Origin of the sequence: Kineosporia rhizophila (assembly GCF_021277265.1) — a bacterium.
Classification (GTDB): Bacteria; Actinomycetota; Actinomycetes; order Actinomycetales; family Kineosporiaceae; genus Kineosporia; species Kineosporia rhizophila.
This window is the reverse complement of the sequence record NZ_JAJSOH010000018.1, coordinates 111,269-135,951: the sequence shown is the minus strand read 5'-3', so window position 1 is coordinate 135,951 and position 24,683 is coordinate 111,269. Positions and strand designations below refer to the sequence as shown.

Genomic DNA, 24,683 nt, shown 5'->3' with positions numbered 1-24,683 from the left:
GAGCTGCCGGAGCTGCCGGAGCTGCCGGAGCTGCCGGAGCTGCCGGAGCTGCCGGAGCTGCCCGAGCCGTCCGAGCCGTCCGAGCCGTCCGAGCCGCTGAAGCCGCCCGAGTTGCCGTTGCCAACTGGGCCGTCGCCCGACTCGCCGTTCCCGATCGAGGCGCTACCGACGTCCTTAATCTCTGCAGCATCCCCCGAGCCCAGCAGCCGGGCCAGCCGCTCGCTGTCTGCGGTGGCCGAAGCAGCCAGCAACAGGAGTTCCGGCCGCAACGTCGCCCGCACCTCGGCGCTGAACGCCAGCGCCAGATCGGTGTCCAGATGGCGCTCGTGGCACTCGTCCAGCAGCACTGCCCCGACGCCTGGCAACTCCGCGTTCTCCAGCAGCCTGCGCACCAGCAGACCGGTGGTGACCACCTCCACCCGAGTGCGTCGACTGACCCGCCGGTCACCGCGCACCGAGTAACCCACCAGCCCACCGACCTCCTCGCCGAGCAGCCAGGCCATCCGGGCGGCAGCAGCACGGGCCGCCACCCGGCGCGGCTCGGCGACCAGCACCCGTCCTTCGACCTGGTCGGCCAGCGCCAGCGGCACCAACGTGGTCTTACCCGTGCCGGGCGGTGAGACCAGCACTCCGGCGCCGAAATCGCCGAGACGCCGCAGTATTTCGGGAATGGTGGCGCTGACCGGGAGTGCGGTCTCGAGCGCCTTCTCGGCGGTGGCCAGGAGTTTCGGGGGGTTCAGGACGCGGCCCTCCACTGCCGGGCCGCCACACCGCTGAGGTGCTCGGGCACCACTTGCACAGAGTTCCGCATGCCCACATCCTCTCGCGTCCGTCCGTGAACCGGGGATTGACAGAGTGCTGTCAAAATGACAGTCTGCTGTCAGTCAATCAAGGGGGCACGATCATGACGAACGTGGTGCTGTACGCGACCGACACGATGGCCGACTGGGAGTACGGGTACCTGACGGCCGGGTTGGCGATGGCCGATGAGGACGTGCCGGGCGGTGTCGGGCTCACTGTTGCTTCGGTGGGTGGCAAGGCCGTCACCACGGCCGGGCGCCTGACCGTGCAGCCGGGGGCCGACCTGGCCGGGCTCGACCCGGAGCAGATCGATCTGCTCGTGCTCCCGGGCGGCGACACCTGGGGCGAGGGGCACGACGAGGTGCTGGCGCTGGCCAGGACTCTGGTGCAGAACGGCAGGCCGGTTGCCGGGATCTGCGGGGGCACGCGGGGCCTGGCTCGGGCCGGTCTGCTCAATCAATGGCGGCACACCAGCAATGCCCTCGAAGCCCTGGCCGGCACCGAGAACTACACGGGCCAGGATCTTGACCAAGAAGCCCGCACGGTGGTCGACGGCAACGTGATCACGGCCCCGGGCACCGCCCCACTCGAGTTCGCCAAGGCTGTCTTCGAGGTGCTCGGCGTGTTCCCGCAGCCGGTCATCGACGCCTGGTATGGGCTGTACACCACGGGCGAGCGCAAGTACTACGACCTCCTCGTGGGCGGTGAGGCTTGAGAAGTCCTGAAGCCAGAAGTCCCGAAGGTGATGCTCTGACCGCTCTGGTGATGCCGGTTTTCGAGGCGAACGGCGAGTTCCTGGCCGCAGCCAAGGAGATCGCCGAGCCGGCCGGCCTGACCCCCGCGCAGTGGCAGGTGCTGGGCGCAACCCTGGACACCGCGCTACCGGTGGCCGAGATCGCCCGACGGGTGGGGCTGGGGCTGGCCCGGCAGAGCGTTCAGCGCACCGCCGACATCCTGGTCGAGGCCGGCTGGGCCGAGTACGTGCCCAATCCCAGCCATCGGCGGGCCAAGTTGCTGCAGCCCACCGAGCAGGGCCGCGCGACCGTGGCGAAACTGCGCGACCGGCAGCACGCCTGGGCCAACGCGGTGGGCAAGGCCGTAGGCGTGGAGGACCTGAGCCGGGCGGTCGAGTTGTTGAAGGCGGCGGTGGCTGCCTCGCGCGAGTACCGCCAGAACGCTTAGCAACGAGTGCGGATCTCAAAAGGTGGGTTCTCCGTATTCTGGGTAGATGCCGGTGGCCTCGCCCCAGGGCGCGTGCGGCGGGCGAGCCACGGACGACCGGAGCGCCTCTGCCTTGGCTGTCTGCTGGGCCGCCAGCCGGGCGGCGGCCCTGCGCCGTAGTCGGTCCTGCCGGTCTGCCTGCCACTGCAGGTCTCGACTCCAGCGGCGGGTGCGGCGGGCTGTGCGTTCGGCCGAGGGCATCAAGTCGATCCTGGTCAAGCTTTCGGGCTGGTCAGAGGAGGCGGTGGTTCTGCCACGCAGGCTCCAGCCGGGCATACCGGGCAGGCATGGCGGAGCGCTGGCGTGGTCAGTGCCGTCGGGCGTGGTCCAGATGATGGTGCCGGGCGGGTGCGGCTCGCCGGGCCGGGCCGGCCGGGCATGCCAGCCGGCGAAGGTCTTCAGACGGTGGTGGCCCCGGCAGGCGGGATGCATATTGCACGCGCAGGTCGGTCCGCCGCGCTGAAAAGGCTTGAGATGGTCCAAGTCACAGCGGCTGGCAGGAGTGGTGCAGCCGGGGAATGTGCAGACGGGGTAGCGGGCGAAGACCTGGTTGGTGAGGGTGCGGTCGGGGCGGTAGCGGCGGGTCTGGGGCCGGGTGTGGTCCCGGCCGAGGGGACATGGCTCCGACGCAGCGGGCTGTGGCTCGGCGTCGCTGTCTGGGCCGGTGCCATCGTCTGGGCTGGTGTCGTTGCCCGCATGGTCATGGGTACAGGCTCCGGGCAGGACCAGGAGAGTGATCTGCCCGGGGGCGACAGCCAGGCGGCGAGCGTGCTCGGCGCTGATCACGCCATGCCCCTGCAGCAGGCCGGGAATCTGGTCCAGGCCCAGAAGCGTGGTGTCGGTGATCGTCACGACCAGATGGGTGCCTCGTCCCTTGCGCCGGGGCAGGTCGGGGATCTTCCACCAGGCCGGCATCAGACCTTGGGGTACCGGTGGGAACCCGTGAGCCGTCAGGGCATGGTGACGTTCGTCGGTGACGGCCTGCAGGTCGTCTTCCAGGCGGCGGCGTAGCGACTCGGGGACGGTGCCACTGGTCGTATGGGGCTCGGCGTGCTCTGGCTCGTGGCGCGGCTTCCTGAGCTTCCCCTCGGTCTCGCCGCTCCCGCCAGCGTCGCTGCTGCCACCAGTCTTGCCGCTGTCGCTGTCGCTGCCGCCGCCGCTGCCGCCGCCGCTGCCGCCGCCGCTGCCGCCGTTCTCGCTCGTTGCCCTGCTCTCGCTCGTCGGGCCGCTCTCACTGGTCCCGCTCGTCGTGCTGGTTTCGCCTGCGGCTGCGTAAGCGCTCGGCTCGTCGCGTGCTTCGTTGCGCGGATCCGGGACCAGCGGAATGTGCACGCCCTCCGCCAACGCCTGCACCAGCAGCGCCAGCACATCGGCCCGCCGCTGATCATGGGTGCGACCGTCCGGTAGGCCCTCCGCCTCGGCCCGATCCCGTGCTGCGTCGGCCGCGGCGTCGAGGAAACCGTCCAGCAACTGCCCTGTCTCGGCCGAGACCAGGGCCGTCACCAGGGCCATGCCGTCGGGCTGGGCCGAGATCCGCGCATGCCGGCCGCGCATCGCCTGCGCATGGTGAGCGGCGCCCCCGTCAGGATCCAGTTCCATCAGCAGCCGCTGGATCAGACGCTTCAGCTCCCCGAAGGTCAGATCGGGGGCCTGGGCAGTCACCATGGCCTCTGTCAGCTGCCACACGTCGTTGCCCGGCCGCAGCTGCGGATACCTCTCGCACGCTGCGTGCAACTGGCGCGCCGCCAGACGAGCACGGTCCGCATCGATCCGGCCCTGCTCCAGCAACGCGAAGATCCGGGGAAGGTTGCGGACCAGGCCCATTGCCACCTCGACATCTCCGGCGGCCGAACGCGGATGACGGTTCAGCTCCGGCGCCAGGCGAGAGGAAACCAGCCGACGCGAGGTGATCGAGAACGCCGAGTCGAGGTCCTCGGGTTCGTCGTGTCCGTCGTGTTCCTCGTGGTCCTCGTCGACGCGGGCGCCACCACGTCGGGCCGACGGCACCGCTTCTACCGCTGTCGCGAGCGAAAGCATCTGCGCGGCCTGCAAACGCCGCATCACGAGTTCCATGGCCATCACGTTGGTGACCCAGGCATCGGGCGATTCGGGTGGGGAGGGCTTGGTTCGCTTGGTGCGTCGGACCAGCTCGGCTGGGCCGCCTGCCTTGGCCGTACCCGTTGCCTCGGCTGGTCCGCTGGACGCCCCGCCCTCGTCCGATCCCGCATCCGCATCCGGGATACCGAGCGCCCTCAGCTCTTCCAGCAGCCACTCGAACACCCCCATGGACAGCCCGGGGACACGTCCCTCGAAACAACCCTCCGCCAACGCACCCATCCGGAAGCCCCCCGTCGACAAGCATTTCCGCGGCCCCCACCGCCACAAAAAGAGACTAAAGGGCACCACCGACAAAATGGGATCGAGGCCGCGGCCAAGGCAGCAACCGCGCTCGGATCAACCGCTCGCCAGTGACTCGCCCGCGCGGCCCTCGCTGACGGGTCCGCACGCGTGCGGCCGGGCGACCGTGAATCGGACAAGCACTCGGACCGGAACCGCAGCGTCCCCACTGTGGTCAGAGCCTCAGCGGATCAGGATCTGGTCCAGGTCTGGCGCGGGGGCCTCCTGGTTGAAGAAGCGGATCACGTTCTCGCCCTTCACCAGGTTCACCTTCACCGTGGTGCGGGCCGGGGAGTCCCAGCTACGAGCGCCTTTCAGGGCCAGGGTGCGCACCGGGTCGGAGTTGAGCATCACGTCCAGTTCGCGCGGGGCGTCGTCACAGGCGCAGGTGTAGATGATGGTCATGGTGCGCCGGCCGGGCACCTTCACGTCCTTGAGGCGGACGATCACGTAGTGCCCCTGTCCCAGATACTGCACGCGCTTGCCGGAGACGCACAGCGGGCAGTCGATGACCTCGATGCCTGAGCTCTCGTGCGTCTTGGCCCAGGGGTTGATCGTGACCGGCTCGAAAGTCGGCTTGGGCTTGGGCTTCTTGGTGGTGGAGGGAATTGAGGACGGGGTAGTCGCCTCGGGCGTCGGCGTTGCGGTCGGGGAGGTGGTCGCCGGGGATGTGGTGGTCGGAGCGCTCGTCGTGGAGGGCGCCGAGGTGGTGGCCGAGGTGGTGGCGGGTGTGCTGGCTGGGGTGGGGCTGGGGGTGGTGGCCGTGGTGGAGGACTGCCCGGGCAGCAGTTGCGGCACTACGAAGGAGGTTCCGGCCACCGCGAGGGAGAGCAGGCCGACTCCCAGCCAGGGGGCGGAGACCGGGCGCGAACGGGCCACCTTCGCCTACCGCCACCCGTGCCAGCGGGCCAGCGCCTCGGTCCGGCTGGTCACGTCGAGCTTGGCGAACACGTTGCTCAGGTGGTTCTTCACCGTCTTCTCGGACAGTTTCAGCTGCTGCGCGATAGCCGCGTTGGAGAGGCCGTCACCTACCAGTTCGAGCACCTCGATCTCGCGCTCGCTCAGCCCGAAACCCCGCCGCGTGCGCCGTAGGTTGCCGTGCCGGGCCCCGGCCGCGCGCTCGCGGGCGTAGGCCTCGCGCACCGCGCCGGTGGCCACCGAGGCCGCCGCCGGGATCAGCCAGCCCTGGCCGGCCGCCACCGCCCGCACGGCGCTGACCAGGTCGGCCGGGTCGAACCGGCCGTAGACCAGGTAGCCCCGGGCCCCGCCACGCAGCATCGGCGCGATGATCTCCTGGCTGTCGTTGCTGGTCAGGACCAGCACGTTGCTGTGCTGGGCGATCTGGTCGATCACCGACAGGCCGTCGGCCACCGGCATCTGGTAGTCCAGGATCGTCACCCGCGGCCGCAACCGCCGGGCCTCGGCCAGTCCGGCCGCTCCGTTGCCGGCCTCGGCCACCACGCTGATCTGCGGGTCCGACTCCAGCAGAGGACGCAGGGTGGCCCGGATGGTGGCGTTGTCGTCCACCAGCAGCACGGTGATCCGGCTGGGGGTGGACTCGGTGGTCGGCAGCGCACCGGTACTCAGCCAGGCGACCGCGTCCATGCCCTCATTCCCTGTGGCCTTCTCTGCCCTGTCGTCCGCTGTCACAGCACTGGCACCCGCACCCGGATCAGCGTGCCCAGGCCGGGTTCGGACTCCACAGTGAGAGATCCACCGACCGTGCGGGCCCGTTCCATCATGCCGACGATACCCGCGTGCCCCTGATGCTGGAGCTGCTGCAGGGCAGCCAGGTCTCCGCCGACCGGGGCCTCGAACCCACGGCCGTTGTCCCGCACCGTCAGCACCAGCCCTCGCCCGCGCTCGCTGACCGTCACTCCCACCCGGGTGGCCGCGGCATGCCGGTGCACGTTGACCAGCGCCTCGCCGACGATCCGGGTGAGCTCGTACCGCACCGCGACCGGGGGTTCGACCGGTGCAACGGTGGCGGTTGCGCTGATACCGGTCTCGGCTGACCAAAGGGCGCACACCCGCCGCAGCGTAGTGGCGAAATCTTCCTCGGGGGCGTCCAGTCGCATGCCCTCGATCAGCTGCCGGGCCTCCTGCGAGGCGGCCGTTGCCCCCTGCGAGATGACGTCGGCCAACTGCTCAGCCAAGGCCGGCTGCCGCCGCAGTGAACCCGGCAGGGCAACGGCGGCCAGGGACATCGCGCGAAGCGTCTTGGCGACCGAGTCGTGCAGTTCCCGGGCCAGGCGGGCGCGCTCGGCGGCGGCGGCGGATCGCTGGGCGTCGGTGATCAGCTCGACCGTTCGGCTCATTTGCCGGGTAAGCACCCGTTGGGCCAGCACCGTGCCGATCCCGGCCAGTACCCCGGCGGGCGGCGCAGCCAACAGGAAGCCCGCCAGGGACGCCGGAACTTCCTGGGTGTTCAGCAGCACCGCCCCCACCGCCAGCCCCTGCACCGTCTGCGCGGTCCAGAGCGGGATGGCTGCGAAGCCGAGTGCAGCCCCCGCCAGTGCGGCTGCCCCGGCGGCAAAGACGAAGTAGGTCAGGCCGCCTTTGCTCAGCGCCAACACGGCCACGACCAGCACAGCGTCGGCAGTGAGCAGGGGTACGGGCGAACGGACGAGGGTGGGCCAGCGGGGTAGCGCGGCCACGCCGGCCGCGGTGCTGAGCAGCAGCACGACGATCAGCGCGGCCGACCGCACGCCGTCGGTCTGCACCAGCAGGCTCACCACGGCCGTGGTCAGACAGACAGCGGCCCGGGTGAGAAGCACCGTGCGACTGAGGGCCACGGCGACGATCTGCTGCACCCGATGCTGGGGAAGCTCGTCCACCTGGTCCTTCTCCTGGCCGCTCTTGTCGCCGTGAAGGTACCAAGCCGACGGGACCGGCATCGCCACCGGCTTAGGACTTTGGGCCTACCCCCGGTCGTCCGCCGCACGCTTTGCTCGACTCGCCCGGCCTGCGGCCCCCCTCCGGTCCGGACCGGGCGCTCCTGACCACTCGTTACAACTCGTCCCTGAAGAACTCCGTCCCTGACCAAGGAGTCCCTCGTGTCGCGACGACCTCGCGTACTGCGTCCAGCCATCGCCCTGGCCACCGCCTCGGTCCTGGGGGTGACGGCGGCGATCGCGTTCGGTGTCCTGCCCGGCAACTCCGCCCAGCTGCCGAAGAGCGGGCACCACGGCCTCTCCGTGCAGCCCGTCGCCGGCTCGGCGGGTGAGTCCGAACTGCAGGTCACCACGACCGACGCAGCCAAGTTCGTGGAGCAGAAACGCAAGCGCACGAAGAAGCCCTCAAACAAGCGGGTCAAGCCGACCAAGCCCACCAAGCCGAGCACCACTGCACCCGGCCCGAGCGCCACCACCCAGCCCACCCCGTCCTCAAGCACCCAAGCCACCCCGACGCCGACCATGCCGGGGCACACCGTCGGCCCGGACGGCACGATGACCGTCCCGGCGGGCACCTGGCTCCCGGTCGACCAGGCGGCCTGGAAGGCTCAGCTGGACGAGTTCGAGGCGCTCAAGCCGCGCACCCCTCCGGCCACCGCCAAGAAGAACCCCGAGTTCAACGCCACCTGTACCTACAGCCACTCGGGCAAGAACGACCCGATCGTGTTCCCTGGTCAGACCGGCGCCTCGCACCTGCACTCGTTCATGGGCAACGCGGTGACCGACGCGAACACCGACACCGACGACCTGATGCAGTCCGGCACCACCACCTGCATCCCGGTCGAGGACCGCTCGGCCTACTGGATCCCGACGCTGACCGACAAGAGCACGGGCAAGGCGGTCGAGCCCAAGGAGATGATCGTCTACTACGGCTCGTTGCTGGAGGACAAGACCAAGACCGTCCCGATGCCCAACGGCATGCGGATGCTGGTCGGTGACGCCAAGAAGCAGGCGCCCACCCCGGTCGGGGCGCAGAACCAGTTCTGGTGCGCCGGTGGTCCGGTCGACGGGGTCGCCCGCAGCCAGGACGGCAACTGGCCGGTCTGCCAGAACGACGGCCAGACCAAGGGCTCCCTGCACTTCCTGATGCGCTTCCCGGACTGCTGGGACGGCAAGAACCTGGACAGCCCGGACCACAAGTCGCACGTCAGCTACGGGGGCGCGGGCACCTGCCCGAAGGAGTTCCCGGTCCGGATCCCGGCCGTCACCTTCGTGATCAACTACGACACCCCCGGGACCACGTCCGGTTTCGAGCTGGCCAGTGGGCTGGCCTCGTCGATGCACGGCGACGCGTTCTTCGCCTGGGACACCAAGACCATGGCCGACCTGGTCAAGAGCTGCGTGAACCAGCTGGTCACCTGCAACAAGGAGAAGCAGTTCTGAACCCCGGCTAGCCTCGTCGGGTGGCACAACTGGAGATCTGCCTCGAGGACGTCGGTGGTGCAGTGATCGCCGAGGCCTCGGGGGCCGACAGGGTCGAGCTCTGCTCGGCCCTGTCGGAGGGTGGTCTCACGCCCAGCGCGGGTCTCGTGCGGCGAGTGCTGGCCACCACCACGCGGATCGGCGTACAGGTGCTGATCCGGCCGCGCGCCGGGGATTTCGTGTTTACCCCCGAAGAGCTCGAAGTGATGTTTGAAGACGTCCGTCAGCTCGCCTCCCCGGGGCGCGTCGGGTTCGTGATCGGCGCGCTCACTCCTTCCGGGGAGATCGACCGGGCCGTGCTGGAGCGCCTTCTCGAGGCCTGCGGTGATGCGCCGGTCACGTTCCACCGGGCCTTCGACGCCTGCCGGGACCTGCCCGAGGCCCTGGACGTCCTGATCTCCCAGGGGGTTTCCCGGGTGCTGACGTCCGGTGGGGCGAAGACGGCGCTCGAAGGTGCAGCCGGGCTCCGCTCCCTGGTCGAACAGGCCGATAGGCGGATCATGGTCCTGGCCGGTGGGGGAGTGCGGCCGGGGAACGTGGCTGAGCTGGTACGCCGGACGGGAGTGGCCGAAGTGCACTGCCGGGCGGCCGAAAGCATCGCCTCAGCCGCTCGTTACACCAATCCTGCCCTGACCTACGACGAGGGCCGCCGACCAGTCACGTCGGCGGCCCTCGTCGCGGCAATGCGAGCGGCGCTGGATCAGGCGGCTTCGGATGCCGCAACCGTGCCCTGAGCCGCAGCCGCGGGCTCGAGGGCGATCCGGAGCACGTCGGCCACGTCGCTGACCTGGTGCACGACCAGCTGCGAGAGCACGTCCTCGGGCAGGTCGTCCAGGTCCGGGCCGTTGCGGGCGGGGATGATCACCTCGGTCAGCCCGGCCCGGTGGGCGGCCAGCAGCTTCTGCTTGACCCCGCCGATCGGCAGCACCCGTCCGGTCAGCGAGACCTCACCGGTCATCCCGACCTCGGCCCGCACCGGCCGGCCAGTCAGCAGCGAGGCCAGGGCGGTGGTCAGCGTGACGCCGGCCGAGGGTCCGTCCTTCGGCACCGCGCCGGCCGGGAAGTGCACGTGCACCCTGCGGTGGGTCAGCTCCTGCACCGGCACGTCCAGCTTCTCGGCGTTGGCCCGCAGGTAGCTGAGCGCGATCTGGGCCGACTCCTTCATCACGTCGCCCAGCTGCCCGGTGAGCTCCAGGCTCACCCCCGTCTCCATCCCTGTTTCCATCGAGATGGCCTCCACGAACAGCACGTCACCGCCGGCGCCGGTCACCGCCAGGCCGGTCGCCACGCCGGGAACCGCGGTGCGCTCGGCCGACTCGGGGGTGAACCGGGGCCGGCCGAGGTACTTGGCCACCTCGTCCTTCCCGACCACCACCCCGGCCACCGCCTGAGGCGACCTCTCGGAGCCGTCGGGCTCACGGACGTCCTCAAGTTCGGTGGTGACCTTGCGCAGGATCCGGGCGAGGGACCGCTCCAGCTGACGCACGCCCGCCTCGTGGGTGTACTCGGCCGCGACCAGGCGCAGCGCCTCGTCCTCGATCTGCACCTCCTCGGCGGTCAGGCCGGCCCGCTCGAGCTGCCGCGCCAGCAGGTGGTCGCGGGCGATCGCGACCTTCTCGCGCTCGGTGTAGCCGTCCAGCCGGACCACCTCCATCCGGTCCAGCAGCGCCGACGGGATGGTCTCGAGCACGTTGGCGGTGGCCAGGAAGACCACGTCGGACAGGTCCAGGTCGAGGTCCAGGTAGTGGTCGCGGAAGGTGTGGTTCTGGGCCGGGTCGAGCACCTCGAGCAGGGCCGCCGCCGGGTCGCCGCGGAAGTCCGAGCCGACCTTGTCGATCTCGTCGAGCAGCACCACCGGGTTCATCGTGCCGGCCTCCTGGAGCGCCCGCACCAGCCGCCCGGGCAGCGCACCCACGTACGTGCGCCGGTGCCCCCGGATCTCGGCCTCGTCGCGTACGCCGCCGAGCGCCACCCGTACGAACTTCCGGTTCAGGGAACGCGCGATCGACTCACCCAGCGAGGTCTTGCCTACCCCGGGAGGGCCGACGAGCGCCAGCACCGCACCCGAGCCGCGTCCGCCTACGACCTCCAGGCCGCGCGCGGCCCGCCGGGCGCGAACCGCCAGGTGCTCGACGATCCGTTCCTTCACGTCGTCCAGGCCTGTGTGGTCGGAGTCCAGCACCGCGCGGGCGTTCCTGACGTCGGTGCTGTCGGTGGTGCGCTCGTTCCAGGGCAGTTCCAGGACGGTGTCCAGCCAGGTGCGGATCCAGCCCGCCTCCGGCGACTGGTCGGAGCCCCGCTCCAGCTTGTCCACCTCGGCCAGGGCGGCGGTACGCACCTTCTCGGGCAGGGCGGCGGCCTCGATCTTCGAGCGGTAGTCGCCCGTGCCCCCGGCGTCCTCCTCGCCCAGCTCCTTGCGGATCGCCGCGAGCTGCTGACGCAGCAGGTACTCGCGCTGGGTCTTCTCCATCCCCTCCTGGACGTCCTCGCGGATCTTCTCGTTGATCTCGGTCTCGGCCAGGTGCGCCCGGCCGCGTTCGAGCAGGAAGTCCAGACGCTGTTCCACGTCGAGGGTCTCCAGCAGGGTGACCTTCTCGCCGGGCTCGATCCAGGTGGCGTAACCGGCCACGTCGGCCAGTTCGGAGGGGTCGCTCATCCGCTGCACCGCGTCCAGCACCTGCCAGTTGTTGCGCTGCTGCAGGATCGCGGTGAGGACCTGCTTGAACGCGGCGGCCTTCTCCCGGATGCGGCCGTCGGGCTCTTCGGGGGAGAGCGGCTCGGCCTCGACCCAGAGCGCGGCGCCGGTACCGACCACGCCCTGGCCGATCCGGGCGCGACGGTCGGCGCGCAGCACCGCGGCCGGTTCGCCGCTGGGCAGCCGGCCGATCTGCACGACCTGGGCGATCGAGCCGATCACGCCGGTGCGGCCCTCGATCCGGGGTACGACGAGCACCTGCAGGGGCTTGGACTCGCCGGCCCGCGCAGCCCGGGCGGCGTCGATGGTCTGCTGGGCCTGGGCCGTCAGCTCGATCGGCAGGGCCATGCCCGGGAGCACGACCGCGTCGTCGAGGAACAGGACGGGGAGGGTGGTGGTGGCGGGACGGGCCTGGTTGGTCATGTCGGCTCCAACGACGATTACACGATTACGTAGTTCCGCGTTCGCCGTGGGCAGACAGTGACGTGGCCTGCGGCCCGGGTAGCTCGTCCGGAGCAGTGCGGCGGGCCGTGCTCACTGTCCGCCGACGGTGCCCTCCGGCCTCATATCGCCTCAAACCCCGCGGCCGCTCACCCGGTTCTAACGCCTGACCTGCGAAGATGTGTCCCCCGGGAGGGGGACTTCCAGAATTCCTCATGACCGGCAGCTCTTGGGCCGATAAGAGGAACGTGACTTCCAGCCGCCAGGTTCTTCCGCCGTCCCGGGCCGGTGCGACCGCCCGCGTCCCGGGTGCCCGGGAGTCCCGGGACGGGCGGACGCCGCACGGCCACCCGGTGCTCGCCGGGTTCGAGATCGTCGAGCAGCTCGGCAGCGGCGCGGAGAGCACCGTGTTCAAGGTCCGCCGCCTCGAGGACGATGCCCAGGGACGACCGGGGGCCGAGTACGCCCTGAAGATCCTGGACAAGCCGCTGGCCGACTCGCACGAGGCCGAGGTGGCCTTCCGGCGGGAGGCGGCGCTGCTGGGCGGGGTCAACCACCCCGGGCTGCTGCGGGTCTACGAGGTCGGGGCCCTCGACCGCCGGCCCTACCTGGTGATGGACCTGGTGCTGGGCCGGGCGCTGTCGGAGGTGCTGGAGGGCGGCGCGCTGACCCCGGAGAAGGTGGTCGCGCTCACCCTCGACATCGTCGAGCCGCTGTCCGCGGTGCACGACAAGGGCCTGGTCCACCGCGACCTGAAGCCGGCCAACGTGATCATCATGACCGGCGGCGAGGCCCGGCTGATCGACTTCGGCCTGACGGCCCGGGGCCAGAGCGACGCCGGGGTGGCGGTGGGCACGCTGGCCTACTCCGCGCCGGAGCAGGGCGGCACGCTCAAGCGCCCGGTCGACAACCGCTCCGACCTGTACTCGCTCGGCGTGATCATGTTCGAGGCGCTGTCCGGGGTGCTGCCGTTCAAGAGCAGCGACGTGGGTGAGCTGCTGCGTCTGCACGCGGTGGCCCCCGCCCCGGACCTGACCGAGCTGGTGCCGAGCATCCAGCCGGCGCTCGCCGAGATCGTGGCCACACTGCTGCAGAAGGACCCGGACGACCGCTACCAGTCCGGTCGTGACCTGGCCGCCGACCTGCGCGCGCTGACCGGCGCCCCGCGCCGCGGCGAGGCGCTGACCCCGGGAGGGGCCGAACCCCCGCTGTTCGGGCGCAATTCCGAGCTGAGCATCCTGTCCGGGCGCTGGAACGAGGTGCGCAACGGCCGCAGCGGTCTGGCCCTGGTGCACGGCGGCGGCGGTACCGGCAAGACCCGGCTGGTCAGCGAGCTGCTCAGCCAGGTGCGGGCCTCCGGCAGCCTGGTGCTGCAGGCCAGCTGCGTACCGGACAGCCCGGTGCCGTTCGCCCCGATCCGCGACGCGGTGCTGAACTACCTGCAGGAGATCGCCCGCATGCCGGTGGGCGACCGCTGGCGGCGGCGGGCCCGGATCCGCGCCGCCTCGGCCGGCTGGTCCCCCTCGATGCTCGGCCGGATCGCGCCCGGGCTGGAGGCCATCCTCAACGGCTCCGACACGCTCAAGGGCAAGGCCAACCTGACCTCCCGGTCCGGGCTGGTCGGGCCGGCCGCCCGGGGGGCTGCCGGAGGTTCCGACACTTCAGCGGGCGTCGAGCCCGAGCCGGTGAACGAGAGCCAGTTCGCCGTGGCCATCGCCGGATTCCTGGCCGCGCTCGCCCGGGAGGCGGGCGACCTGCTGCTGTTCCTGGACGACGTGCAGTGGCTGGACGCCGGCTCCCGCCAGGTGGTGGCCCACCTGGCCGGGCAGATCGCCGAGGGCAAGGGCAGCAAGGTGCTGATCCTGGCGGCCAGCCGTGACGAGGTGGAGTACGCCGAGGGCCTGGGGTCCTTCTACCACGCGGCCGGTCTGGCCCTGGACGTCGAGGTCCCGGTGGTGGAGCTCGACGAGGAGGCGATCGGCGAGCAGATCCGCTCCCTGATCCCCGGCCTGGAGGCCGGTTCCCGGCTGGTCGAGATCCTGGCCCGGCGCAGCAACGGCAACCCGTTCGTGGCCGGTGAGTACCTGAGCGCGGTGATCGACGCCGGTCTGCTCGAACCCTCCTGGGGCAGCTGGAAACTCGACGAGGACGGGCTGGACCGGCTGGAGCTGCCGCAGGACGCGGTCGGCCTGGTCCTGACCCGGCTGCAGAACCTCGCCCCGGGCACCTACGAGCTGCTGGTCACCGCCGCGGTGGTGGGCAACGAGTTCCACGGCGACATCCTCGCCTCGGTGCTCGGCCTGACCGACGAGGAGGTGCTGCCGGCGCTGTCCGAGGCGGTCGGGCAGCGCCTGATCGACATGCGCGACGGCGGTTCCTACGTGTTCCTGCACGACCGGGTGCGGCAGGCGCTGCAGGCCCAGCTCGGTGACGACGAGCTGGCCGCCCTGCACCTGCGGATCGCCCAGTCGCTGGAGCACGCCCCGCCCTCGACGGCGACCGCGCGGCCGGAGCACACGTACGCGATCGCGCACCACTACATGCAGTGCGACCCGGCCAGCGACGAGCGTCTGGACAAGATCTTCGAGGCCGCCTGGCGGGCCGGGCAGCTGGCCCTGGCCAACCACGCCCCCAACGAGGCGATCAACTTCCTGGAGTTCGCGGCCGGTCTGCGGGCCCGGCCGCCGGGCTCGTTCCTGATCGAGCTGGCCCACGCGCTGAAGCAGAACGGCCGGCTGGAGGCCGCGCGCAACCGGACCGAGCAGGCGCTGGCCGGGGAGACCGACCCGATCACCCGGGCCGAGATGTTCGCCCTGCTGGCCGATCTGCACAAGGACGACTGGGACAACGCGGCCGCGCTGCACGCCGTCGGGCTGGGCCTGGCCGAGCTCGGGGTCGGGCTGCCCGGTTCCCGGCCGGCGCTGCTGACCGGTTCCTGGCTGCGGTTCGTCGGGGCCCGGCTCCGGGGGCTCACTGGTCTGACTGGTGCTCGTGATCTTTCCGAGGAGCAGCGGGTCCGTCTGCTGGTCACCGTGCAACTGCACTCCACCGCGTCGTTCGTGGCGCTGTTCGTGCGCGACCGGCAGCTCGCCCTGGCCCACGCGCTGCGGGCCCGGGCCCTGGCCGTGCAGCTCGGGCCGGGGGCCGCGAACGTCAGCGCCCAGGCCAGTTTCGGCATGGTGGCGGCGTTCGGCGGGCGGCGTTCCAGCGCCCGGAGGGCGTTCCGGAGGATGGACGCCGACCCGATCTCGGAACTGCCCAGCCAGCGCGCGTCCAACTCCTACGTGCGCGGACTGGCGCTGTACGGGGGCGGTCTCGACGACGGCGTGCAGTGGACCCGGGAGATGGAGGCCGACGGGCCCTGGATGGACCTGGGCCAGGAGCTGGACGCCGTGGCGGTGTTCAGCACCCGCGCCGTCCTGATGGGCCGCACCACCGAGGCCCAGCACTGGCTGGACCGCGGCCGCAACCGGCAGACCGGCCGCAACGTCGACGCCACCCCGTTCGTCGTGGCCGCCCCGCTGACCCTCTCGCTGCTGGGCCGCTTCCCCGAGGCCGGCGCCGAGCTGCGGCAGATCCGGCAGATCTGCGAGCGGGTGCCCTCGCTGGACATGCTGCGCCAGCTGGCCACCCTGTTCCAGCTGGCCGAGCAGCGTGACTTCGGAACCCTCTTCGACACGGTCGCGGCCGAGGTCGAGGGCGCCCACCCGACGCCCGAAGAGGTCTTCCGGGCCCATCACCCGATCTTCTTCCTGATCGCGGCGGGCCGGCTCAGCCAGCTGCGCAACGCCGACGAGGACGAGCGCGAGGCCCGGCTGGAGGTGGCCCGGCACGCGGTGCGCCAGGCCGGCCGGCACCGGGGCGCCCCCGAGCTGGTGGCCCTGGCCACCCTGCTGCGGGCCGACCTGGAGGTGGCCGAGGGCCGCCCCGGCAGTGCCCTGGCCGAGCTGGCCGGGATCGGGCTGGTCCTCACCCCGGACGCCCCGACCGTGGCGTTCGAGGTGGCCCGGGTACGGGCCCGGGCACTGGCCGCCCTGGGCACCCCGGGCAGCCCGGAGGCCCGCCGGCAGGCCCAGCACGCCTACGCGATCGCGGTCGGCGAGGGCTGGCCGCACCGGGCCCAGCAGGTCGGCACCGAGTTCGCGCTCGGCACCGACTGGCTGGGTACCTCCGGCGGCGGCACGAGCAGCAGCAGCCACGGCGGCAGCTACAGCGCCGGGCACGAGCGGCAGCGGCTGCAGGCCCTGCAGACCGTCAGCGCCGCCGCGGGCAAGGTGCTCGACCCGCGGGTGCTGGCCCGGATCGCCCTGGACGAGACGATCAAGCTGCTCTCGGCCGACCGCGCCTACCTGTTCCTGGTGCCCGAGGACGACGCCGAGGCCAGCCTGGCCGGCGGGCTGGTGGCCTACCTGGGCCGCGACGCCGACGGCCGGGACGTGCCCGAGCTGACCGGCTACAGCACGACCCTGGTCGACCGGGTCCGCCAGACCGGCCAGGCCCAGGTCTTCACCGGCACCGAGGAGGGCGCCGTGCTGGGCACCAAGAGCGTGGTCGCGCACGGCCTGCGCTCGGTGCTGGCCGCGCCGATGAAGGTGGACGGCCGGATGACCGGGGTGGTCTACCTGGACAGCCAGGTGGCCAAGGGCATCTTCACCTCCGGCGACGTGGACATCCTGTCGGCGCTGACCAACCACATCGCGACCTCGATGGAGACCGCGCGGATGGCCGAGCTGCAGATCACCGTGGAGACCGCCGACCGTGAGCGGGAGGTGGCCAACAACCTGCGCGACGCCCTGCGGGAGATGGCCGAGCGCCTCGACGACCCGGAGAAGCTGGTCTCCGAGCTGCTGAACGCCACCGGGCCGGTGCTCGGTGCGGACCGGGCCTGGCTGCTGTCGGTCCGGGACGGGGTGTTCCTGCTGCGCGACGCCGGCGACGAGCGCCCGATCAAGATCGACGAGGACGCCCGGCTGCGTGGTCTGCTGGCCCTGCAGCAGCCCCGGGTGGGCAACCCCGAGCTGATTCCGGCCGGGCTGATGCCCCAGCTGGGCAGTGCGAGCTCGTGGATCGCCGTGCCGATGCGCTCACGCCGCAACGACCTGGGCGTGCTGCTGGTGGCCACCACCGGTTCGGCCGCGCTGTCGGAGAACATCACCACGGCCGCGGTGCTGGCCGCGCAGGGGATGAGCGCCTACGACAACTCCACGCTGTTCCAGCAGGTGCAGAACCTGGCGGTGGTGGACGAGCTGACCGGGGTGCCCAACCGGCGTCGCTTCTTCGAGGTGGGCGCCCGCGACCTGGCCGGGGCCAAGCGCCAGGGCCGCTCGCTCACCGCCCTGATGATCGACATCGACCACTTCAAGAAGGTCAACGACACCTACGGTCACCCGACCGGTGACGACGTGATCAAGACGGTGGCCGAGCGGTTCCGCGCCCAGATCCGTAAGACCGACGTGCTGGGCCGCTACGGCGGTGAGGAGTTCGCGGTGCTGCTGCAGGGCGAGCAGGCGGACGGCACGCTGCCCGAGCGTCTGCGTGCCTGCATCGCCGAGGAGCCGGTGCAGACCCGCAGCGGACCCCTGGACGTCACGGTCAGCGTGGGCATGACCTTCCTGCTGGAGGACGACACCGCCCTGGACGCCCTGCTCTCCCGGGCCGACCAGGGGCTGTACAAGGCCAAGCAGAACGGCCGCAACCGGGTCTGGTTCCAGGAGCAGGACGAGTCCGAGCCCGAACCCTCCGCGGGGGCGCCGGAGCGTAAGGCGGGGTAGCGTCGGGGCGTGGTCATCATCGTCGGTGCCGGGCCGGCCGGGATGGTGACCGCGCTCCTGCTCGCCCGCCAGGGCGTGCAGGTGCTGCTGCTGGAACGCCACCACCGCCCGTACCCCCTGCCCCGGGCCGTTCATCTGGACGACGAGTGCGTCCGTATCCTCCAGAGCGCCGGTGTGGCCGCAGAATTCGTCCGGATCAGCCGCCCGGCCGCCGGTCTGCGACTGCTGGACGCCCGGCACGAACCCCTCGCCGAGTTCCGGCGCTCCGAGACTGTCGGTGCCCACGGATATCCTCAGGCCAACCTTTTCGATCAGCCCGCGCTGGAAGAGATCCTGCTGAAAGCGGTTTCGCAGGACCCGCTGATCGAGCTGCGGCGTGGGGTGACGGTCACCGGGGTGGAGGGGGGCGGGGCGGGTGCTGGTTGCCGGGTGCGCTGGGTGCGAACGTCCAGCTCTGATGAGTTGGGTGCTGCCGAGGTGGGGGCTGGTGTCCTGGCTGCTGAGGCTGTTGTGGGGTGTGACGGGGCGGGCAGTCTGGTGCGCAGTGCCATCGGCTCGAGGTTCCGGACCTTGGCCCCGGACCAGACCTGGTTCGTGCTGGACGTTCTCGGGCCGGCGCCGGTGCGCCCGTGGGACGGGGTGGAGCAGATCTGCGATCCGGCCCGGCCCGCCACCTACCTCAGGGTGGGCGAGCAGCGGCTGCGCTGGGAGTTCCGTATGCGCCCGGGCGAGACCATCGACGAACTCACCGAGCGCCGGGCCGAACTCGTCGCCCCGTGGCTCGGTCCGTCCCGCCATGCGGTGCACGCCGTCCATGCGACCCATGCGGTCACTCACCAGGTGTTGCGTACCGCCGAATACACCTTCCGGGCGGCCGTCGCCGACCGCTGGCGCCGCGACCGGGTGTTCCTCGTGGGCGACGCGGCCCATCTCACCCCGCCCTTCATCGGGCAGGGGCTCGGTTCCGGGCTGCGCGACGCGGCCAACCTCAGCTGGAAGCTGGCCATGGTGCTGCGCGGGGCGGCCAACGACTGGCTGCTCGACAGCTACCAGGCCGAAAGAGCCCCGCACGCAACCACCCTCATCCGGCTCGCCGCCCTGGCCGGGGGCCTCATGTCGTCCCCCGTCGCTGCTCGTCTGGGCCCGGTGCTGCGCGCCGCGGGGCGATCCGAGAAGCTCACCAGCCGCATCCTGGCCGGCACCAGCCCGCCCCTTCGTTCTGGGCCGCTCGCACCTCGCCGGCCGGCGTTCCGGTCGTTGGTGGGCACCCTCGTCCCCAATTTCGGTGTCGGCCCCGATACTCGCCTGGACGACCTTCTCGGAACCGGGTTCGCGCTGCTGACCCGCCGCGAGGACGTCCCGGCAGACGGTTTGAGGGCAGGTTTGGGGGCAGGGTTGGGGGCTCAACTGGGGGCTCGGGTGGTGCGGGCCGGGGGGCTGCCCTTGGTCCGGCAGTGGCTGGACGCCCAGGATCTGGACTTCGTGCTGCTGCGGCCCGACCGGGTGATCCTGGCCGTGGGCTCCGGCCGCTCCCGTGATGCCTCGCGCCCGGCTGTGTGACGTAGCTGTCCGGACACCCTGCAGATCCGGGCCGGTCGCCTGGATAGGGTGACTGGGCAGGCAGAAACCTCGAGGAAGAGAAGGCTATGACTTCAGCCCAGTCAGCAGTCAGTGTGACCGTCACGGGTGCGGCCGGCCAGATCGGCTACGCGCTCCTGTTCCGGATCGCGTCCGGTCAGCTGCTGGGCGCCGATGTCCCGGTCAAGCTGCGGCTGCTGGAGATCCCGCAGGCCGTGCGCGCCGCCGAGGGCACCGCGCTGGAACTCACCGACGGCGCCTTCCCGGCCCTGGCCGGGGTGGACGTCTTCGACGACGCCACCAAGGCTTTCGACGGCGCCAACGTCGCGCTGCTGGTCGGCGCCCGCCCGCGCACCAAGGGCATGGAGCGGGGCGACCTGCTCGAGGCCAACGGGGGCATCTTCAAGCCCCAGGGGGCGGCGATCAACGCCGGCGCCGCCGACGACATCAAGGTGCTGGTGGTCGGCAACCCGGCCAACACCAACTCGCTGATCGCCCAGTCGCACGCCCCGGACGTCCCGGCCGAGCGCTTCACCGCGATGACCCGCCTGGACCACAACCGGGCGCTGGCCCAGCTGGCGCTCAAGCTCGGTGTGCCGGTGGCGAGCCTGAAGAAGGTCGCGATCTGGGGCAACCACTCGGCCACCCAGTACCCGGACATCACCCACGCCACCGTCGACGGCCGGAGCGTCGCCGAGGCGATCAACGACCAGGCCTGGGTGGAGAACGAGTTCATCCCGCGGGTGGCCAAGCGGGGCGCCGAGATCATCGAGGTGCGGGGCGCGTCCTCGGCCGCCTCGGCGGCGTCGGCGGCCATCGACCACGTCTACAACTGGGTCAACGGCACCCCGGAGGGCGACTGGACGTCCGCGGCCATCCCGTCCGACGGCTCCTACGGTGTGCCCGAGGGCCTGATCTCCTCGTTCCCGGTCACCTCGGCCGGTGGCAAGTGGGAGATCGTCCAGGGCCTGGAGATCGACGAGTTCTCCCGCGGCCGGATCGACGCCTCGGTGGCCGAGCTGGCCGAGGAGCGCGAGGCGGTCACCAAGCTGGGCCTGATCTGATCCAGGTCTGACTCTGGTCGGACCTGAGGAACGCCAGAAGGCCGGGACCCGCGCTACGGGTCCCGGCCTTCTGTTTCGTCCACCGGAGGGGGTTGTGGACGATCAGGGCCCACTGTCTGGACCCCGAGGGTGCTGATCGGTCAGGCCACGCGCCCGACGGTGTAGCTCGAGGTCCAGATGTCGGCCTTGGTGACCGAGCGGCCCGAGCCGGGGGAGTGCCAGATCTTGCCCGCGCCGGCGTAGATGCCCACGTGGTAGACCTTGCCCCCGCTGTTGGCGAAGAACACCAGGTCGCCCTTCTTCTTGGCGCGCTTGGAGATCTTCTTGGTGTCGCCCCGCATCGCGTGCGACGTCCGGCTCAGGTGCGTCACGCCGGACTGGCGCATCACGTAACCCACGTAGCCGGAGCAGTCGAAGCCGCTGGTGGTGGTGCCGCCCCAGCGGTAGGGCGTGCCCTTGAGCTTCGCGGCGTCGGCCACGACCTCCTGGCCGAATTTCTCGAAGGCCAGCCGCTCCGCCTTGTTCTCGGCGCGGTGCTTGGCCTTCTGCCGGGAGCTGGCGACGGCCTGCTTCTTGGCCTCGGCGATGGCGGCCGACCTCGCCCGCGCGTGCGCCTTCTTCTTGGCCTCGGTCCGGGCCTCGGCGACCGCCGTGTCGTAGTCGGAGGCGCTCGTGGTGACCGTGACCGTGCGGGTGACCTTGGCGGTCCGCGTGGACCAGGCCGTCACCTTCGCGGTCGCCTTGATCTTCTTCGTGTACCGCGCGCTGGACTTCGCAGTCGCCTTGCGCGTGATCTTCGCCGTCTCGGTGTCGCTCACCTTGACGGTGGCGGTCTTCAGGCCTGCGCTCTTCTGCTGGGCCTCGTCGGTGCCGCCCGCGGCGGTGGATCCGTCGGCTGCGAGCGCCGGGATGCCTCCGGTGAGTGTCAACGCTGCTCCGGTGACCACGGCGCCGAGCGGCATGACGGATCTTCGAACGCGCGATTTCTCCAAAGAGGTGGTGTCCTTCCCTCGCCTACCAGGTGAGCTGACGGGCTCGGGCGGAAGATGCCCGGCCGGCTCGTGCTGAGTCGGCTTCGCCCCGCGGCCCGGATCCGGTGCTGCTGGACTGCTGGTGGATCCGGTACCAGGTGGTTCCCCGGCGTCCGTCTGGGTTTACTGAGCGGCCGCCGACGGACCTCGGCAGGGCGGTCGCCCGACCCCTCGGGTGAAGGGCCGAGCGAGACACTACGGCCAATCGGGGAGTAATCAAAATGTGATCACCAAAGTGTGATCCGGGTAATATCGCTACGCACCTTGTGTGCTACGTGTCCGGACACGTTCGGTAGTGCCCCGCATCCGATATCTGCCCTGCTCAGGGCGGGTTGTGATCAACAGTGACCGGGTGTGGCCAAGCTCATGCGGATTTAAGCGTGCACCGTAACGGCTCGTGCCCGCTGCTGCCCCTTCGGGCAACTCGCCTGATGGATTGCTGATTGCCCAGCGTAATGCTTAGGAAACGTAAAGTCGTGATCAAAACCGGACCGGCCGGGTGCGACGACCCGGCCGGTGGTGACGAAACGTGACGGAGTAGTGACGCTGAAGATCTACTTCTTGGCCGGCCCGAACAGCTCCTTGAACACCTTGGCCCCGTTCGGGAACGACTTGATCAGGCTGTGCTCACCCTGGTCGGAGTTGAACTCGAAGTAGTTGGCGTAGGCCACGTTGTTCGACTTCCGGGTCAGGTAGTCGTGCATGTAACGGATGAAGTTCGGGTTGTCGAGGCCGCCGGTGTGGTCCTTGTAGCGGTCCCACAGCCCCCACTCCGGGATCGAGACCGGCTTCTTGTGGTCGGCCGCGAACTGCGTCCAGAAGCCCAGGCCGGTGGTGCCGCCGTAGATGTTCTCGGTCCAGGCCCGCTCCTGCTTGGCCTCCTTGCAGGCGGCGTTGCACTTCTTGCCGTAGGGGTAGTTGCCCTGGTGCAGGTCGTAGACGTCGATCCCGATGTAGTCGACGAACTTGTCACCGGGGTAGTACTTGTCGGCCGGGTTGGGGTTGTAGCCGTTGTTGACGTTGAAGTCGAACTCGAACTTCGCCCCGGGCACGGCCCGCATGGTCTTGACGATCTGCTGGAAGTACTCGCGGTAGGGCTTCGGGTCGTCGATGCCCCACATCCACGACTCGATGTTCATCTCCCAGCCGATCCGCAGGATGGCGTCGCTCTGGTTGGCCGCCACCAGGTTCTCGCCGAGCTGGGTGAAGTAGGAGTCGTAGGCGCCCTCGGCGCCCTTGGCCATCTCCTGCTTCTTGGTCGGCATCGCGGCCTCGTCCCAGACCTCCACGCCGGCCGGGAGGAGTTCGGTGGGCAGCATCGGCACGGCCATGACGAGCCGGTACTTGCCGTCGTCCCACTCGTCGAGCACCCGTGAGGGGTTGGAGATCTGGTCCCAGGTGTCGCGCTCGCCGAAGTCGACCACGTACTTCAGGTCCATGCCCCACCAGTCCTCGAACTCGCGGTAGGCCTGGGCGTCGGTGCCGGTGTAGGCACCCATCCGGCCCTTCAGCGACTGGACGGTCGAGGCGGTGGCGGCGGTCTCCTCCTCTTCGGGGCCGCCGGCCGTGGTGCCCGACACCGGGGCCGAGTCGGGTGCGGTCATCGACCGGTACACGCCCGCCACCGCGATCAGCGCCACCAGCACGGTGACCAGGCCCAGGGTGAGCACCTGGTTACGGCGCAGCACGATCTGGTTGGGACGCCAGTCGCGCCAGGTCTTCTTGACCGGGCGCAGGCCCTGCTGGGGCGCCTGCTGCGGGCGGGGACCGATGCCTCGGTTGCCGGGGGGAGTGTTGTTGCGACTGGCCGAGCCCGGGCGGGTGCCGCCGCCGATCCGCGGACCGCTGCGTTCGGGCCGCTCGCCGCGCTCACCGCGCTCACCGAGGCCGCTGGGGCGGCGTGGCTCACGGTCGAGCAGTCCCTGCGGGCCCGAGTCGGGACGCGGGGGAGCCGGTGTGGTGGCGTCGGCACGCTCGCCACGCTCGCCGCGTTCGCCACGGGGCAGGTCGACGTTGCGGCCGAACCTTCCGCGGGGTGCGAAGCCGGGGGGCGGCGTGGTGCCGTCGCCTTCCGGGGCCCGGTCGTCGCTCTTGGCCGAACGGCGGCTGCGGGAGCTGCTGGGCAGGTCGTCGGGCGCCGATTCACGACGAGTGGGGGTCTCGTTGCGGCGCGCGTCCTGCCGGGAGGCCGGGAACGGACCCGAGTCGCCGCTGCCGGGCGCCCGGCGCGTCTCGTCGCGGGACGGGAAGGGCCCCGAGTCGCCCAGGCCCGGCCTGCGCCGGGAGTCTTCGCGAGATTCGCGGGAGGGGAACGGTCCGGAGTCACCCGTGCCGGGTCCGCGGCGGGTGGGGTCATTGGGCAGGGGGCCGCTGCGGGACGACAGGAACGGGTCGTCGTTGCCGCCGGGGCCACGCCGCGAATCTTCACGGGACGCCGGGAACGGTCCCGAGTCACTTGAGCCCGGGCCGCGACGGGACGGCGGGAACGGGTCGTTGCCGGCCGGGCCGCGGCGCGTCTCTTCGCGCGAGGCCGGGAAGGGGCCCGAGTCACCGGTGCCAGGCCCGCGGCGAGAGGTGTCGCGGGAAGCAGGGAAGGGGCCCGAGTCTCCGTTGCCCCGGCGGGAGCTGTCCCGGCCAGGAGCGAACGGGCCGGAGTCGCCGCTGTCAGGTCCCCGACGGGAGGTGTCGCGGGAACCGGGGAACGGGTCGTCGAGGGGCGCACCACCGGAGGAGCGGGACTCCGTGAAGCCACCGCCCAGCAGGGAGCCCGGCGGGGTAGGCGTGTAGGGCCCACCCTGCGAGCGGTTCTGCGGGGCGTCAGGTAGAGGCGGCGCTGCGGGGCGCGAACCGGGCAGGGGGCCGTCCCACCGGCCGTCGGGTCGCTCAGCCGCCGGCCGGTCGAAGCCCTGTCGGTCCAGGCCGGGGGGCGTGAAGCCGGTGGGGGTGCCGTGGTCGCGCATGCGGGGCCCACCGTTGGCCGGGGTGCCCGGGCGGCCAGGGAGCCCTGGCAGGGGACGACCGGGCGCCTCGGGGCCGGGGAGCTGGGGCGTGGGACCGTGCGAAGGCGCGATCGGAATGGGGATCGACGGCGGGGTCACCGCGGAAGGGCTGTAGTAGCCACCAGGCGGCGGAGTCACGGGCGGACGTCCGAAGGGGCCGGAATCTGACCTGGGGTCGGACCTGGGGTCAGGCCTGGGATCGGACGGTCGCCCGTACTGCCCGGGCTGACTCTGGAACGAGGACGGCGGGGCCCACGCGTCGGCGGAGTCCGGCCGGCTGGGCTCGGACCGGCGGTGCCCACTGGGCGC

15 protein-coding genes and 1 riboswitch are annotated in these 24,683 nt (G+C 71.1%); of the genes, 7 read left to right on the top strand and 8 right to left on the bottom strand.

From position 1 onward, the window contains the following. Positions 1-671 (bottom strand): DEAD/DEAH box helicase (locus LWF15_RS23785; RefSeq protein WP_408623877.1); only part of this gene is annotated, 671 nt, incomplete at its 3' end. Between the two features lie 233 nt (positions 672-904). Between LWF15_RS23785 and LWF15_RS23780 the strand changes: the two genes are divergently transcribed. Both LWF15_RS23780 and LWF15_RS23775 read left to right on the top strand, forming a co-directional pair. After that, a complete protein-coding gene (locus LWF15_RS23780; protein ID WP_232813128.1) occupies positions 905-1,516 on the top strand; it encodes a DJ-1/PfpI family protein in 612 nt (203 codons plus the stop codon). A gap of 50 nt (positions 1,517-1,566) precedes the next feature. Then, entirely contained in the window at positions 1,567-1,983 is a 417-nt protein-coding gene (locus tag LWF15_RS23775; protein ID WP_232813127.1) for a MarR family winged helix-turn-helix transcriptional regulator, read from the top strand. A gap of 15 nt (positions 1,984-1,998) precedes the next feature. Here the strand turns inward: LWF15_RS23775 and LWF15_RS23770 are convergent, their stop codons facing one another. From LWF15_RS23770 to LWF15_RS23755, 4 genes are all read right to left on the bottom strand, one after another. Next, a complete protein-coding gene (locus LWF15_RS23770; RefSeq protein ID WP_232813126.1) occupies positions 1,999-4,308 on the bottom strand; it encodes an HNH endonuclease signature motif containing protein in 2,310 nt (769 codons plus the stop codon). Positions 4,309-4,602: 294 nt separating this feature from the next. Further along, the gene (locus LWF15_RS23765) at positions 4,603-5,298 is read right to left on the bottom strand and encodes a carbohydrate-binding protein (RefSeq protein WP_232813125.1); all 696 of its coding nucleotides are present in this window, start codon (positions 5,296-5,298) and stop codon (positions 4,603-4,605) included. A 6-nt stretch (positions 5,299-5,304) separates the two neighbouring features. Further along, positions 5,305-6,024, bottom strand: coding sequence for a LuxR C-terminal-related transcriptional regulator (locus tag LWF15_RS23760; protein WP_232813124.1), 720 nt, complete (start codon positions 6,022-6,024; stop codon positions 5,305-5,307). A gap of 41 nt (positions 6,025-6,065) precedes the next feature. Continuing rightward, a complete protein-coding gene (locus LWF15_RS23755) occupies positions 6,066-7,316 on the bottom strand; it encodes a sensor histidine kinase (protein ID WP_232813123.1) in 1,251 nt (416 codons plus the stop codon). Between the two features lie 159 nt (positions 7,317-7,475). Between LWF15_RS23755 and LWF15_RS23750 the strand changes: the two genes are divergently transcribed. After that, complete coding sequence (locus LWF15_RS23750; protein WP_232813122.1) at positions 7,476-8,756, top strand: DUF1996 domain-containing protein; 1,281 nt, start codon at positions 7,476-7,478, stop codon at positions 8,754-8,756. 20 nt (positions 8,757-8,776) lie between these two features. Next, positions 8,777-9,529, top strand: coding sequence for a copper homeostasis protein CutC (locus LWF15_RS23745; protein ID WP_232813121.1), 753 nt, complete (start codon positions 8,777-8,779; stop codon positions 9,527-9,529). On the opposite strand, the gene lon is transcribed toward LWF15_RS23745, so the two are convergent. Next, positions 9,496-11,913 carry an endopeptidase La gene (gene lon, locus LWF15_RS23740; RefSeq protein ID WP_232813120.1) on the bottom strand — a complete coding sequence of 806 codons (2,418 nt, stop codon included), beginning with the start codon at positions 11,911-11,913 and terminating at the stop codon, positions 9,496-9,498. The genes LWF15_RS23745 and lon overlap by 34 nt on opposite strands. 266 nt (positions 11,914-12,179) lie before the next feature. Here lon and LWF15_RS23735 point away from each other — a divergent pair, with 266 nt between their 5' ends. From LWF15_RS23735 to LWF15_RS23725, 3 genes are all read left to right on the top strand, one after another. After that, on the top strand, positions 12,180-17,702 hold the full coding sequence (locus tag LWF15_RS23735; protein WP_232813119.1) for a diguanylate cyclase: 5,523 nt from the start codon (positions 12,180-12,182) through the stop codon (positions 17,700-17,702). Between the two features lie 9 nt (positions 17,703-17,711). Then, positions 17,712-19,262, top strand: a complete 1,551-nt coding sequence (locus LWF15_RS23730; RefSeq protein ID WP_232813118.1) for a bifunctional 3-(3-hydroxy-phenyl)propionate/3-hydroxycinnamic acid hydroxylase — start codon at positions 17,712-17,714, stop codon at positions 19,260-19,262. An 86-nt stretch (positions 19,263-19,348) separates the two neighbouring features. Then, positions 19,349-20,344, top strand: a complete 996-nt coding sequence (locus LWF15_RS23725) for a malate dehydrogenase (RefSeq protein WP_232813117.1) — start codon at positions 19,349-19,351, stop codon at positions 20,342-20,344. Between the two features lie 140 nt (positions 20,345-20,484). On the opposite strand, the gene LWF15_RS23720 is transcribed toward LWF15_RS23725, so the two are convergent. Continuing rightward, positions 20,485-21,306, bottom strand: a complete 822-nt coding sequence (locus LWF15_RS23720; protein ID WP_232813116.1) for a C40 family peptidase — start codon at positions 21,304-21,306, stop codon at positions 20,485-20,487. Positions 21,307-21,344: 38 nt separating this feature from the next. Beyond that, positions 21,345-21,479, bottom strand: a riboswitch (cyclic di-AMP (ydaO/yuaA leader). 450 nt (positions 21,480-21,929) lie between these two features. Beyond that, a complete protein-coding gene (locus LWF15_RS23715; protein WP_232813115.1) occupies positions 21,930-24,335 on the bottom strand; it encodes a glycosyl hydrolase in 2,406 nt (801 codons plus the stop codon). Positions 24,336-24,683 lie beyond the last annotated feature (348 nt).

Coding starts and splice junctions, on each gene's coding strand:
- LWF15_RS23780 (WP_232813128.1), top strand. CDS start 905: ATGACGAACGTGGTGCTGTACGCGACCGACACGATGGCCGACTGGGAG.
- LWF15_RS23775 (WP_232813127.1), top strand. CDS start 1,567: ATGCCGGTTTTCGAGGCGAACGGCGAGTTCCTGGCCGCAGCCAAGGAG.
- LWF15_RS23770 (WP_232813126.1), bottom strand. CDS start 4,308: ATGGGGGTGTTCGAGTGGCTGCTGGAAGAGCTGAGGGCGCTCGGTATC.
- LWF15_RS23760 (WP_232813124.1), bottom strand. CDS start 6,024: ATGGACGCGGTCGCCTGGCTGAGTACCGGTGCGCTGCCGACCACCGAG.
- LWF15_RS23755 (WP_232813123.1), bottom strand. CDS start 7,316: ATGCCGGTCCCGTCGGCTTGGTACCTTCACGGCGACAAGAGCGGCCAG.
- lon (WP_232813120.1), bottom strand. CDS start 11,913: ATGACCAACCAGGCCCGTCCCGCCACCACCACCCTCCCCGTCCTGTTC.
- LWF15_RS23725 (WP_232813117.1), top strand. CDS start 19,349: ATGACTTCAGCCCAGTCAGCAGTCAGTGTGACCGTCACGGGTGCGGCC.
- LWF15_RS23720 (WP_232813116.1), bottom strand. CDS start 21,306: ATGCCGCTCGGCGCCGTGGTCACCGGAGCAGCGTTGACACTCACCGGA.
- LWF15_RS23715 (WP_232813115.1), bottom strand. CDS start 24,335: ATGCGCGACCACGGCACCCCCACCGGCTTCACGCCCCCCGGCCTGGAC.